Annotated in this window: 13 protein-coding genes; 7 read left to right on the top strand and 6 right to left on the bottom strand. The window is 71.7% G+C overall.

Features of this window, described 5'->3' with window-relative positions; all coding sequences use genetic code 11:
• Positions 1-96 precede the first annotated feature (96 nt).
• The 4 genes from ACWDYJ_RS16545 to ACWDYJ_RS16530 all read left to right on the top strand — a co-directional run bounded on the left by ACWDYJ_RS16545 (position 97) and on the right by ACWDYJ_RS16530 (position 1,374).
• The gene (locus ACWDYJ_RS16545) at positions 97-270 is read left to right on the top strand and encodes a hypothetical protein (protein WP_451566249.1); all 174 of its coding nucleotides are present in this window, start codon (positions 97-99) and stop codon (positions 268-270) included.
• Positions 263-469, top strand: coding sequence for a hypothetical protein (locus tag ACWDYJ_RS16540; RefSeq protein ID WP_451566248.1), 207 nt, complete (start codon positions 263-265; stop codon positions 467-469). Before ACWDYJ_RS16545 ends, ACWDYJ_RS16540 begins: the two co-directional genes overlap by 8 nt.
• A 111-nt stretch (positions 470-580) precedes the next feature.
• Positions 581-1,126: a glycine-rich domain-containing protein gene (locus ACWDYJ_RS16535; protein WP_451566247.1), complete on the top strand. Its 546-nt coding sequence runs from the start codon at positions 581-583 to the stop codon at positions 1,124-1,126.
• 29 nt (positions 1,127-1,155) lie between these two features.
• The gene (locus tag ACWDYJ_RS16530; protein WP_451566246.1) at positions 1,156-1,374 is read left to right on the top strand and encodes a hypothetical protein; all 219 of its coding nucleotides are present in this window, start codon (positions 1,156-1,158) and stop codon (positions 1,372-1,374) included.
• 181 nt (positions 1,375-1,555) lie between these two features.
• Here the strand turns inward: ACWDYJ_RS16530 and ACWDYJ_RS16525 are convergent, their stop codons facing one another.
• Positions 1,556-3,385 carry an AMP-dependent synthetase/ligase gene (locus ACWDYJ_RS16525; protein WP_451566245.1) on the bottom strand — a complete coding sequence of 610 codons (1,830 nt, stop codon included), beginning with the start codon at positions 3,383-3,385 and terminating at the stop codon, positions 1,556-1,558.
• Between the two features lie 85 nt (positions 3,386-3,470).
• Here ACWDYJ_RS16525 and ACWDYJ_RS16520 point away from each other — a divergent pair, with 85 nt between their 5' ends.
• Together ACWDYJ_RS16520 and ACWDYJ_RS16515 are read left to right on the top strand one after the other, a co-directional pair.
• Positions 3,471-4,199 (top strand): MerR family transcriptional regulator, encoded by a 729-nt coding sequence (locus ACWDYJ_RS16520; protein WP_451566244.1) that lies wholly within the window; start codon positions 3,471-3,473, stop codon positions 4,197-4,199.
• An 11-nt stretch (positions 4,200-4,210) separates the two neighbouring features.
• The gene (locus ACWDYJ_RS16515; RefSeq protein WP_451566243.1) at positions 4,211-4,885 is read left to right on the top strand and encodes a maltokinase N-terminal cap-like domain-containing protein; all 675 of its coding nucleotides are present in this window, start codon (positions 4,211-4,213) and stop codon (positions 4,883-4,885) included.
• 49 nt (positions 4,886-4,934) lie between these two features.
• Here the strand turns inward: ACWDYJ_RS16515 and ACWDYJ_RS16510 are convergent, their stop codons facing one another.
• The 5 genes from ACWDYJ_RS16510 to ACWDYJ_RS16490 form a co-directional block, all read right to left on the bottom strand.
• Positions 4,935-7,106 (bottom strand): 3-hydroxyacyl-CoA dehydrogenase NAD-binding domain-containing protein, encoded by a 2,172-nt coding sequence (locus tag ACWDYJ_RS16510; RefSeq protein WP_451566242.1) that lies wholly within the window; start codon positions 7,104-7,106, stop codon positions 4,935-4,937.
• Positions 7,107-7,158: 52 nt separating this feature from the next.
• Positions 7,159-8,373 (bottom strand): acetyl-CoA C-acetyltransferase, encoded by a 1,215-nt coding sequence (locus ACWDYJ_RS16505; protein ID WP_451566241.1) that lies wholly within the window; start codon positions 8,371-8,373, stop codon positions 7,159-7,161.
• A gap of 53 nt (positions 8,374-8,426) precedes the next feature.
• A complete protein-coding gene (locus tag ACWDYJ_RS16500) occupies positions 8,427-9,569 on the bottom strand; it encodes an acyl-CoA dehydrogenase family protein (RefSeq protein ID WP_451566240.1) in 1,143 nt (380 codons plus the stop codon).
• Positions 9,569-10,735, bottom strand: coding sequence for a CaiB/BaiF CoA transferase family protein (locus ACWDYJ_RS16495; protein WP_451566239.1), 1,167 nt, complete (start codon positions 10,733-10,735; stop codon positions 9,569-9,571). The genes ACWDYJ_RS16500 and ACWDYJ_RS16495 overlap by 1 nt, the downstream gene beginning before the upstream one ends.
• 174 nt (positions 10,736-10,909) lie before the next feature.
• Positions 10,910-11,317 carry an MmcQ/YjbR family DNA-binding protein gene (locus tag ACWDYJ_RS16490; RefSeq protein ID WP_451566238.1) on the bottom strand — a complete coding sequence of 136 codons (408 nt, stop codon included), beginning with the start codon at positions 11,315-11,317 and terminating at the stop codon, positions 10,910-10,912.
• 96 nt (positions 11,318-11,413) lie between these two features.
• Between ACWDYJ_RS16490 and ACWDYJ_RS16485 the strand changes: the two genes are divergently transcribed.
• On the top strand, positions 11,414-12,613 hold the full coding sequence (locus ACWDYJ_RS16485) for a saccharopine dehydrogenase family protein (RefSeq protein WP_451566237.1): 1,200 nt from the start codon (positions 11,414-11,416) through the stop codon (positions 12,611-12,613).
• The last annotated feature ends 13 nt before the right edge of the window (positions 12,614-12,626 follow it).

The raw sequence follows: 12,626 nt of genomic DNA, 5'->3' as shown, positions 1-12,626 counted from the left end.
CTGCGCCAGAGAAGTCTTGTCAGAAGTCCTCGCTTTGCGACTTCTTCGGGTACATGGTGTCCCTCACCACCCGCTAACGAAGGTCGGGAGTGACCCGTGACCAGCCGCATCGTGCACAGCTGCGCGCGCAACGTGCTCAGCATCGACACCCCGGACAGTGTCCGTTGGGGCGTCCTCACCGTGGGCGAGCCGAGTGCCGAGCTCCTCGACCGCGCGCTGGTCGGCTGGGAGCACTTCACCGGCGCCGACAGGAAGCCGTCCGATGGCTGAGGGGTACGCGTACGTACCCCACCGCCTGCTCCACAAGCGCGTCCGCGATATCGCGTCCGGCGCCGAGGGCGAGCTGATGGCCGTCGTCAACGAGAACGTCTCCGACAACGGCATCGAGCGCTGGATGGAACTGGCCTACATCCGCATCCCGTCCGGACGTGAGATCACGACCGTCGTTGACAACATCGAGCCGACGTGACCGAGCGACTCCGACAGCTTCTGTACGTCGTGATCCTGCTCGGCATCCTCGCCGTCATCGTCGTCGGCACTCGCTGAACCGCGCCTTCCTGCACACAACCAAGGGAGAAGCATGTCCAGTCCCAGTCCTCACCCCGTTCCCCCGCCGTGCAGCACCCGGCCCGGCAACCCGGTCCCTCCGTCCGCTCGCGGCCTCCTGTCCGACGCCCAGTTCAACGATGTCCGCGCCACCGTCCTCGACAACAACCAGGGCATGGAACCCGATATGGCCAGCCGTCTCGTGGTCGAGGCCCTGAAGTTCGTGACCGCGGCCTCCGTGTTCCCGACAGTTCGGATCGCCCCGACCCGCGAGGTCGACGAGGGCTGGCACGCTCTGATCCTGCACACCCATCTGTACGCGTCGCTGTGCAGCCGCCTTGGCCGCACCGTGCACCACTACCCGGAGCGACCCGACCAGTCCCGCCACGACCCGGACGTCCTGACCCGCACGGTCGCCCTGATCGAGCAGGCCGGGTACACCCCCGACGCCGAGCTGTGGACGGGCCCGGAGAAGGCACTCGTCACCGTGGCGGCGAACTGCTCGCACACCCCCGTCCCGGGCGGCTGCGGCCCGATCAACCCCGGGAACTGCGCAACGCACGGCGGCGGAGGCAAATAGGCTCACCGCACCCAACGAGAGGCGAGGACATGGACGGCAGCGAGGCCTGGCAGGTACACACCGCCATGAGGCAGTACGGAATCCCGGGGTTGGTAGCGCCTGAGACTCCGCAGAACCCGGAAGGCAGCTGGCGCGTGTACGACGTGGACGACCCTGATACCCGCCAGGACATCACCGCCTACGTCCTCGCCGAGGTCGCAACGGCGCGCGGGAGGCAGCCCGAGCGGGGCTTCGTCATCGCCCGCTGACACCGAGACCACCCCGGCCGGCCCCTTCCGGCCGGGGCTACTCCCTGACTGGTGCCGCTGGTCGAGTCTCACTACGTCTGGCTTGACCAGGTTTTCCAGTGGTTTCTACCGGACCACTACCCCGTGATCGGGCGCTGACCTCCGGCCGGTGCGGGTGCCCGCGCGGCGGGCACCCGGGCGGTCACGGGGCTTCGTACAGCCCTTCGATCAGTGCGCCGTACTTCTCCCGGACCACCCGGCGGCGCAGTTTCAGCGAGGGGGTGAGCTCTCCCGACTCCGGTCCCCACTCCTCGGCGAGGAGCCGGTAGCGCTTGATCTGCTCGGTGCGGTTGAGCCGGGCGTTCGCGGCGTCCACCGCGCGGGCTATCTCCTCCACGACGGCCGGGTGCTCGGCGAGGGCCGCCGGCGACGCGGCCTCGATGCCCCGGGCCGCGGCCCAGGCCGGGGCCAGCTCGGCGTCCAGGACCAGCAGGGCGACCAGGTAGGAGCGGCCGTCACCGTGCACCAGCGCCTGGCCGATCAGCGGGTGCTCCTTGACGGTGTTCTCCACCAGGGCCGGGGAGACGTTCTTGCCCGTGGAGGTGATGATCAGCTCCTTCTTGCGGTCGGTCAGCCAGAGGAAGCCGTCCTCGTCGAGCCGGCCTATGTCCCCGGTGGGGAACCAGCCCTCGGCGTCGGCCGCGCTCTCGACCGACCCGTCGGGCAGCAGGTAGCCGTCGAAGACGGTCGCGCCCCGGGTGAGGATCTCCCCGTCCTCGGCGAGTTTCAGCTCCAGCCCCTCGAGCGGACGGCCGACCGAGCCCAGCCGAAAGCCGTCCGGGCTGTTGATGGTGCACACGCCGCCGGTCTCGGTCAGCCCCCAGGCGTCCATGATGGTGATGCCCCAGCCCGCCCAGAAGCGGACCACGTCGATCGGCATCGGGGCGGTGGCGCTGGCCGTCCAGACGAGCCGGTCCAGCCCCGCCAGGCGCAGCAGCGGATCCAGCACCCGCTCCTTCGCCTCTGCGTACGAGGCTTCGAGCGCCGCCGGTATCTCTTCGCCGCGCTCCCGGTGCCCGGCCCGGGCGCGGGCCAGGTCCCCCGCGGCGTCGATGGCGCGCTGCTGCTCCTCGGGGAGCTGCGCCAGGACGGCCCGTACGGAGGCGGCGAGCTTCTCCCAGACCCGGGGCACCCCGAAGAACTGCACCGGGTGCAGCTCGCGGACCGCGCCCGACACGGCGGCGGGGTCGGCGCAGAGCCGCACGTGCGCCGCGCGCAGCAGGGGCAGGTAGATGCCGAGGATCCGCTCGGCGATGTGCGCGAAGGGCAGGTAGCAGATGTGCTCGGCGTGCTCGGGGAGTTGGACGTGCCGGTCGAGGCGGACGGCCTGGAGCATGATGTTGCGGTGGCTCAGCCGGACGCCCTTGGGGTCGCCGGTGGTACCGGAGGTGTAGACGACGGTCAGCGGGTCCTCGGGACGGCCCTCCCGCCAGGCCTTCTCGAAGGCGTCGGCGCTGTGCAGCCGGGCGCCGCTCGCGTACAGGGAGCCGTAGCTGCGGTGGGGTCCGGCCTGGGCGGCCTCGGCGACGACGAGGCGCTCCAGGGGGGCGGTGTCGTCGGCCAGCAGCGGTTCCCAGCGGGCCAGTTCGCGGGCGCCCTCGACGACGGCGACGCGGGCCCGGCTGTGGCGGGCGATGTGGGCGATCTGCTCGGGCGCGGAGGTCCCGTAGACGGTGACGGGGACGGCGCCGAGGTGGATGAGGGCGAGGTCGCTGAGCCAGTGCTCGGGGCGGTTGCCCATCATCAGCAGGACGTGCTCGCCGCGCTCGACGCCGAGGGCGGCGTAGCCCGAGGCGAGGATGGAGACCTGGCGGCGGACCTCGGTCCAGCTGAGGGTCTTCCAGTCCGGTGCGCCGGGGCCCGAGCGCCACGAGAGGGCGGGGAGGTCTCCGTACTCGGCGGCGTTGCGGGCGAGCAGGGCGGGCAGGGTGAGCTCTTCGGGTTGTCCGGGCAGTCGCAGGTTCGTGGTCATGGGCAGCTCCTGGCCGTTTCACATCGTTGGTGCGACAGCAATACTGTTGAACCCAAGCTGTGGAGCAGAGAGCGAGGCGCAGACGATGGCCGACCAGGCAACCGAGCCGATGCTCACCGTGGACGAGCTGGCGTCCAAGGCCGGTGTCACCGTCCGCACCGTACGGTTCTACAGCACGCGGGGGCTTTTGCCCCCTCCCGTGATCGGACCCCGTCGGGTGGGGCACTACGGCCGGGAGCATCTGTCGCGTCTGGCTCTGATCGAGGAGTTGCAGTACCAGGGCATGACCCTGTCGGCGATCCAGCGGTACCTGGACGCGCTGCCCGACGATCTGAGTGCGCACGATCTGGCGATCCACCGGGCGCTGGTGGCGACGTGGGCGCCCGACGCGGCGCAGGAGGTCTCGCGGGAGGAACTGGAGAAGCGGGCGGGGCGGAGCCTGTCGGACGCCGACGTCGAGCGGCTGACGGCGATGAACGTACTGGCCGCCGCCGGGGACGGGTTCCGGGTGGACGTGGGGCTGCTGCGGCTCGGGGTCGCGCTGCTCGACGTGCCGATCGCGTACGAGACGATCCTGGCGGCCCGGCGGATGCTGCTGGAGCACGCGCGGACGGCGGCGCACCAGCTGACGGAGCTGTTCCGGGACGAGGTGTGGAGCCCGTTCACGCGGGGCGAGAGCGATCCGGAGCGGGTGGAGTCGATGAAGGCGCTCTCGGCGCACATGCAGCCGATGGTGGTGCAGGCCTTGGTGACGGCTTTTCAGCGGTCGCTGAAGGAGGAGCTGCGGGCGGCGTTCAGCTCGCAGGCCCGGTAGGTTCACGGGACATGGCAGTCATTCACCGCACCACGATGTCCCCCGGCAAGCTCGAACTCCTCGCCGACTGGATGCCCTCGCGGCCCTGGTACCGGGGCGGCGCGGCCGTCCCGCGGCTCGCCGGGGCCGGCGGCTTCCGGCTCGACGACCCGGAGGGCGAGGTGGGCATCGAGTTCATGGTGGTCACCGACACCTCCGGGGCCGCGCCGGTCACCTACCAGGTGCCGCTGACCTACCGCGGAGCGCCGCTGGAGGGCGCCGACGACGGCCTGATCGGCACGTCCGAGCACGGTGTGCTGGGGAAGCGCTGGATCTACGACGGCGCCCACGACCCGGTCCTGGTCGGCCAGTTGCTGGCGCTGCTGGCGGGCCGGGTGACGGCGCAGGACCAGAGCGCGAGCGACACCCCGGACCCGACGGTCGAGGTGCGCACCGAGGGGGCCGGCGTAGGGGAGAACCTGATCGGCCCCGGCGCCGTGACGGACACCGCCGACGCCACCGTCCTCACCGTGGGCCCGGCCGGGCTTGAACGGCCGGTGCTGGCCCTGACCGTGTCCCGGGTGCTGCGCGCCAAGCCCGCCCCCGCCGGGGACGGTGTCCGGGGGCGGATGCTGGCACGGTGGTCCGCCCCGGACGGCGCCGAGGGGCGTGGGGTGTTCGCGCTCCTGCGCGACGGCGACCGGTAGGCACGAGGCGCCCCGGGCCCGCTCACGGGCGGGCCCGGGGCGGCCGTGCTCAGTCCGTGTACGTCTCGCCCCGCTCGGCCTTCGCGACCAGAGACGCCGGCGGGGTGAAGCGCTCGCCGTACTGCGCGGCCAGCTCACGGGCGCGGGCGACGAAGCCCGGCAGGCCGCCCTCGTAGCCGTTGATGTACTGGATCACGCCCCCGGTCCAGGCCGGGAAGCCGATGCCCAGGATGGAGCCGATGTTGGCGTCGGCGATCGAGGTGAGCACACCCTCGTCGAGGCAGCGGACGGTGTCCAGCGCCTCGGCGAAGAGCATCCGCTCCTTCATGTCGATGAACGGGATCTCGTAGCCCGGCTTGGCGAAGTGCTCCCGCAGGCCCGGCCACAGGCCGGTGCGCTTGCCGGACTCGTCGTACGCGTAGAAGCCGCCGCCGCCGCTGCGCCCCGGGCGGCCGAACTCGTCGACCATCCGGTCGATGACGGTGTCGGCGGGGTGCTCGGCCCACGTCCGGCCCTCGGCCTCGAAGGCCTTGCGGGTCTCGTCGCGGATCTTGCGCGGCAGGGTGAGGGTGAGCTCGTCCATCAGGGAGAGCACCTTGGCCGGGTACCCGGCCTGCGCCGCGGCCTGCTCGATCGAGGCGGGCTCGATGCCCTCGCCGACCATCGCGACGCCCTCGTTGATGAACTGGCCGATGACCCGCGAGGTGAAGAAGCCGCGCGAGTCGTTGACCACGATCGGGGTCTTGTTGATCTGGCGGACCAGGTCGAAGGCGCGGGCAATGGCCTCGTCGCCGGTCTGCTCGCCCTTGATGATCTCCACCAGCGGCATCTTGTCGACGGGCGAGAAGAAGTGCAGGCCGATGAAGTCGGCGGGGCGCTTCACACCCTCCGCGAGCCCGGAGATGGGCAGGGTGGAGGTGTTGGAGCAGAGCAGCGCGTCGGGCGCGATGACGTCCTGGACCTCCTGGAACACCTTGTGCTTGAGGGAGGTGTCCTCGAAGACCGCCTCGATGACGGCGTCGCAGCCGGCCAGGTCGGCCGGGTCGGCGGTCGGGGTGATCCGGGCGAGCAGTTCGGCACGCTTGGCCTCGGTCGTGCGGCCGCGCGCGAGCGCCTTGTCGAGGAGCTTCTCGGAGTACGCCTTGCCCTTCGCGGCGGCTTCGGCGGTGACGTCCTTGAGGACCACCTCGATGCCCGCGCGGGCGCAGGAGTAGGCGATGCCCGCGCCCATCATGCCCGCGCCGAGGACGGCGACCTTGCGAACCGTGCGGGGCTCCACGCCCTGCGGGCGGCTGCGGCCGGCGTTGACGGCCTGGAGGTCGAAGAAGAACGCCTGGATCATGTTCTTGGCGGTCTGCCCGGTGACCAGCTCGGTGAAGTACCGGGCCTCGATGGTCAGGGCGGTCTCGAAGTCCACCTGGGACCCCTCGACGGCGCAAGCCAGGATGTTGCGCGGGGCCGGGTACGGGGCTCCGTTGAGCTGCTTCTTCAGGTTGGCCGGGAAGGCCGGGAGGTTGGCGGCGAAGCGCGGGCTGGACGGCGTACCGCCCGGGATCTTGTAGCCGGGGACGTCCCAGGGCTGCTTCGACTCGGGGTTCGCGTCGATGAAGGCGCGGGCCTTGGCCAGCATCTCCTCGGGCGTCGCGGCCAGTTCGTGGACGAGCCCGTTCTCCAGGGCCCGCTCGGGGCTGTACTGGGTGCCCTGGAGCAGCACCTTGAGCAGCGCGTCGGCGATGCCCATCAGCCGCACGGTACGGGTGACACCGCCGCCGGCCGGCAGCAGGCCGAGGGTGACCTCGGGCAGGCCGATCTTGGAGCCGGGCGTGTCGAGGGCGACGCGGTGGTGGGAGGCCAGGCAGATCTCGTAACCGCCGCCCAGCGCCGCGCCGTTGATCGCGGCCACCACCGGCTTGCCGAGGGTCTCGATGCGGCGCAGCGAGCGCTTGATGGCGGTGCCGGCGTCGAAGGCGAGCCGCGCGTCCTCGGGTCGCAGCCGGATCATGTCCTTGAGGTCGCCGCCCGCGAAGAAGGTCTTCTTGGCGGAGGTGTAGATGATGCCGCGGATGGAGTCCTTCTCGGCCTCGGCGCGATCGGCGATCGCGGCGATGGAGTCCTTGAAGGCCTGGTTCATCGTGTTGGCGGACTGGTCGGGGTCGTCCAGGACCAGGGTGACGACGCCGGTCTCGTCCTGTTCCCAGCGGATGGTGGTGGACTCGCTCATGTCACTGCTTTCGTGTCGGTCCGTGTGGAGGAGGGTCTGGGGACAGGACGGTTCAGAGTCGCTCGACGATCGTGGCGACGCCCATGCCGCCGCCGACGCAGAGGGTGACGAGCCCGTAGCGCTTGTCCTGGCGCTCCAGTTCGTCGACGACGGTGCCGAGGATCATCGCGCCGGTGGCGCCGAGCGGGTGGCCGAGCGCGATGGCGCCGCCGTTGACGTTGACCTTGTCGAGGGAGACGCCCATGTCCTTGACGAAGCGCAGGACGACGCCGGCGAAGGCCTCGTTGATCTCGATCAGGTCGATGTCGTCGATGGTCAGACCGGCCTTGGCGAGGGCCTTGCGGGTCGCGGGGGCGGGGCCGGTGAGCATGATGGTGGGCTCGGAGCCGGAGACGGCGGCCGAGACGATCCGGGCGCGGGGCGTGAGGCCGCCCCGCTCCCCCGCCTCGCGGGAGCCGATGGCGACGAGCGAGGCGCCGTCGACGATGCCGGAGGAGTTGCCCGCGTGGTGGACGTGGTCGATCTTCTCGACCCAGTGGTACTTCTGCAGCGCGACGGCGTCGAAGCCGCCGAGGTCGCCGATGTCCGCGAAGGACGGCTTGAGCTTGGCCAGCGTGTCGGCCGTCGTCCCCGGGCGGATGAACTCGTCGTGGTCCAGGACGACCAGGCCGTTGCGGTCGGTGACGGGGACGACGGACTTGGCGAAGCGGCCCTCCTTCACGGCCGCTGCGGCGCGCTCCTGGGAGAGGGCGGCGTACTCGTCGACGTCGCGCCGGGAGAACCCCTCGATGGTCGCGATCAGGTCGGCGCCGATGCCCTGCGGGACGAAGCCGGTGTCCCAGTTGGTCATGGGGTCGGCGAACCAGGCGCCGCCGTCGGATGCCATCGGGACGCGGGACATCGATTCCACACCGCCCGCGAGGACGAGGTCCTCCCAGCCGGAGCGGACCTTGGCGGCGGCCATGTTGACGGCTTCCAGGCCCGACGCGCAGAAGCGGTTCTCCTGGACGCCCGCCACGGTGTCCGGGAGTCCGGCGGCGATGGCGGCGATCCGGGCGATGTCGGAGCCCTGGTCGCCGACCGGGCCGACGACGCCGAGCACGATGTCGTCGATGGTGGCGGGGTCCAGGCCGGGGTTGCGCTCGCGCAGGGCGTGGATGAGTCCGACGACGAGGTCGATCGGCTTGGTGCCGTGCAGGGCGCCGTTGGCCTTGCCTCGGCCGCGCGGCGTGCGGATCGCGTCGTACACGTAAGCTTCGGTGCTCACTGGTCAAGCCTTTCGCAGGTTCGGGTCGGAGGGGGAGCAGGAGAGGGAGGGGTTCAGCCGAGCAGGGAACGGCCGATGATCTCTTTCATGATTTCGGTCGTGCCGCCGTAGATGGTCTGGATGCGGCCGTCGGTGAAGGCCCGCGCGACCCGGTATTCGGTCATGTAGCCGTAGCCGCCGTGCAGTTGCAGGCATCGGTCGGCAACCCGCTTCTGGAGCTCGGTGGCCCACCACTTGGCCATCGAGGCGTGTACGTGGTCCAGCTCGCCGTTCGCGTGGTCGGTGATGCAGCGGTCGACGAAGGTGCGGGTGACGGCGCACTCGGTGGCCATCTCCGCCATCTCGAACCGGATGTGCTGGAGCTTGGAGAGCGGCCGGCCGAAGGCCTCGCGCTCCTTCACGTACTGCGTGGTGATCTCCACCAGGTGCTCGGCGGCGGCGATCCCGGCCATCGCGATGCCCATCCGTTCCTGCGCGAGATTGGTCATCAGGTGCACGAAGGCGCCGTTCGGCTCGCCGAGCAGGTTCTCCTTGGGGACGCGCACGTCGTGGAAGAAGAGTTCGGCGGTGTCCTGGGCCTTCTGGCCGATCTTGTCGAGGTTGCGGCCGCGCTCGAAGCCTTCGGTCCCGCGCTCGACGACCAGCAGGGACAGCCCGTGCGCCCCGCCCTCGGGGGTGGTCTTCGCGACGACGATCACCAGGTCGGCGAGGATGCCGTTGGAGATGAAGGTCTTGGAGCCGTTGAGCAGCCAGTGGTCGCCGCGGTCCTCGGCGCTGGTGCGGATCCCCTGGAGGTCGGAGCCCGCGCCCGGCTCGGTCATCGCGATGGCGGTGATCGTCTCGCCGGAGCAGAAGCCGGGCAGCCAGCGGCGTTTCTGTTCCTCGGTGGCCAGCGAGGTCAGGTAGGGGCCGATGATGTCGTTGTGCAGGCCGATGGCGAGGCCGGGGGCCCCGGCCCGGGTGAACTCCTCGGCGATCACGGCGGCGTAGCGGAAGTCTGGGTTCCCGCCGCCCCCCTGCTCCTCCGGCACCGCGAGGCCGAGCAGTCCCTGCCGGCCGGCGGCCCGCCATGCCTCGCGGCTGACGATGCCGTCCTTCTCCCACTGCTCGTAGTGCGGCAGCACCTCCTTGTTCAGGAAGGTGCGGACGGTCTCGCGGAACGCCTCGTGGTCGGCGTCGAAGATCTGGCGCTTCATCAGTGGGCTCCTGGGGCCGGTTCTTGACGGTTCCGGCCGGCCGGGTCGGCCGGGTCGGCCGGGTCGGCGTCGCCGGGCCGTGCGAGCAGGGCCGGCACGTCCCAGTCGGCGGCCACCGACTCGGTGTGGGCGCCCGGCTGCGCGGGGCCGCTGGTGACGGTGGCCGGGGTCGCGGAGAACCGGGGCGCGGGGGCGGGCTGGGTGATCCCGCCGAAGTCGGTGAAGGTGGCGCGGGCGGCGAGGTGCGGGTGGTGCGGCGCCTCGCGCAGGGACAGAACCGGTGCGACGCAGGCGTCGGTGCCCTCGAAGTGCGCCGTCCACTCCTCGCGCGTACGGGACTTGAAGCGGGCGGCGACGGCCTCGCGCAGTTCGCCCCAGCGGGCCAGGTCCTTGCGGGCGGGTGCCTGGTCGCTGATGCCGAGCAGGTCCACGAAGGTGTCGTAGAACTGCTGCTCCAGCGCGCCGACCGCCATGTACTGGCCGTCCGAGGTCTCGTAGGTGCCGTAGAAGGGGCAGCCGCCGTCGAGGAGGTTGGCTCCGCGCCGGTCCTGCCAGCCGCCGGCCGCGACCATGCCGTGGATCATGGCGGTGAGGTGGGCGGTGCCGTCGACGATCGCGGCGTCCACGACCTGTCCGGAGCCGCCGGGCGTGCGGGCGTGCTGGAGCGCGGCGAGGACGCCGATGACGAGGTAGAGCGAGCCGCCCGCGTAGTCGCCGACGAGGTTGGCCGGGACGGCCGGGGGCTCGCCCGGACTGCCGATCATGCCCAGCGCCCCGGTGACGGCGATGTACGCGATGTCGTGCCCGGCGGTGTGGGCGAGCGGTCCCTCCTGGCCCCAGCCCGTCATCCGGCCGTAGACCAGCTTCGGGTTGCGGGCGTGGCAGTCGGCCGGGCCGACGCCGAGCCGCTCGGCGACCCCGGGGCGGAACCCCTCGATGAGGACGTCGGCGCGTTCCACCAGGTCCAGCACCCGGGCGGGGCCCTCGGCGGACTTGAGGTCGAGCAGCACGGACCGCTTGTTGCGGTTGGTGACGTCATAGGCCGGGTCGACGGCGAGAGCGCCGCCGCCGGGCCGGTCCACGCGGACGACGTCCGCGCCGAGGTCGGCGAGGAGCATGGCGGCGAACGGGCCGGGGCCGATGCCCGCCAGTTCGACGACGCGCACTCCCGCGAGGGGGCCGCTCCGTGTCGCTGCCCCTGCCGTCGGCCCCGCCCCCGCCCCTGCCCCTGCCCCTGTCACTGCCATCGAGCCCCCAGCGTCCTGGTGCGAGTGTGTGACACAACTGATGTCACACCGGTGATGCTAGGAACGTGTTCCACTCAGCACAAGAGCAAGCGCTTAGCCGGTTTCCCCTTCGGCTCGTTCCGGGATGCGCTCGTCGAGTTCTCTGATGTGCCGCTTGAGCGCCACCGTCCGGTAGCTCTCCTCGACCCATTCGCACAGCACCTCGGCCGACGGCGCCCCCTTCTCCCCCAGCGGCACGGAGACCCAGCCCGCCTTGCCCAGGCCGTACCCGGTGGGCTCCGCCCCGGGGGCGGTCATGGCGTGGCCGTGCAGCGCCTCGTCCTTGAGCTTCACGGAGAGGCCCGGCGGCTCGGGACCGTCGGCGTTCCCCAGGAAGACGAAGATCTTCTTGTTGACCTTCACCACACCGTCCTCGGGCCCCCACGGATGCTCTTCCACCGCCTCCGGCAGGCTCAGCGCGAACTCCCGCACCTTCTCCCACTTGCGCACAGCAGCCTTCATCGACGCCTCCCAGTCACCGCAGGTCACACCTGCTCGCACGGACAGCCGTCTCCCACGCTAGCCTCAGCCACCGACATCAGCAGGGAGGAGCGGTTCATGAGCGAGCACGTCCGCCACGGCGGCCCGCAACGGGCTTACGACGTCGTACTCTTCGGCGCGACCGGGTTCGTCGGGGCGCTGACCGCTGAGTACCTCGCCACGCACGCTCCGGCCGGTTGCCGCTGGGCACTCGCCGGGCGCGATCCCGGCAAGCTGGAACGGCTGCGCGAACGGCTGGCCGCCATCGACCCGGCCTGCGCCGACCTGCCGCTGCTGCGGGCCGACGCCGGGGACCCGCGGGCGCTGCGCGAACTGGCCGCCGCGACACGGGTGCTGGCCACGACCGTCGGGCCGTACGTCTGGCACGGCGCGGAACTGGTCGCGGCCTGCGCCGAGGAGGGCACCGACTACGTGGACCTCACCGGCGAGCCCGAGTTCGTCGACCGGATGTACGTCGAGCACGACGCCCGCGCCCGGGAGACGGGCGCACGGCTGGTGCACGCGTGCGGCTTCGACTCGATCCCGGCCGACCTCGGCACGTACTTCACGGTGCACCGGCTACCCGCCGGGGTGCCCCTGCGCGTGGACGGCTTCATGCGGTCCAACGCCCTCGCCTCCGGCGGCACCGTCGCCTCCGCCCTCACCGCCCTGGGCCGGGGACCCCAGACCCTGGCCGCCGCGCACGCCCGCCGACTGCACGAGCCCCGCCTGCTGGGACGCCGCGTACGAAGCCCCCTGGGCGCCCCGCGCTACAGCCGCGAGACCGGGACCTGGGCCCTGCCGCTGCCCTCCCTGGACCCGCGGATCGTGACCCGGTCGGCGGCCGCGCTGGAGCGGTACGGGCCGGACTTCCGCTACCGGCACTACGCCTCGGTGCGGCACCTGCCGGTCGCGGTCGGCGGCACGGCCGCCCTGGGGGCGACGGTCGCGCTGGCGCAGGTCCCGGCGGCCCGGCGGTGGCTGATGAGCCGCTGGGAGCCGGGCCGGGGCCCGGACGCGGAGCGGCGGGCGCGCAGCTGGTTCACCGTCCGGTTCGTCGGCGAGGGCGGCGGCCGACGGGTGTTCACCGAGGTGTCGGGCGGCGACCCGGGGTACGGGGAGACGGCGAAGATGCTGGCCCAGTCCGCGCTGTGCCTGGCCTACGACGCCCTCCCGGAGGCCGCCGGCCAGCTCACCACGGCGGTGGCGATGGGCGACGCCCTGCTGGACCGGCTCCAGAAGGCGGGCATCCGCTTCCGGGTGGCGGCGGCCGACTGAAACCCCGCCGCCA

This window comes from Streptomyces sp. NPDC003042 (assembly GCF_053591315.1).
The sequence above is the reverse complement of the archived record's forward strand: the minus strand, read 5'-3'. Positions and strand labels throughout refer to the sequence as shown.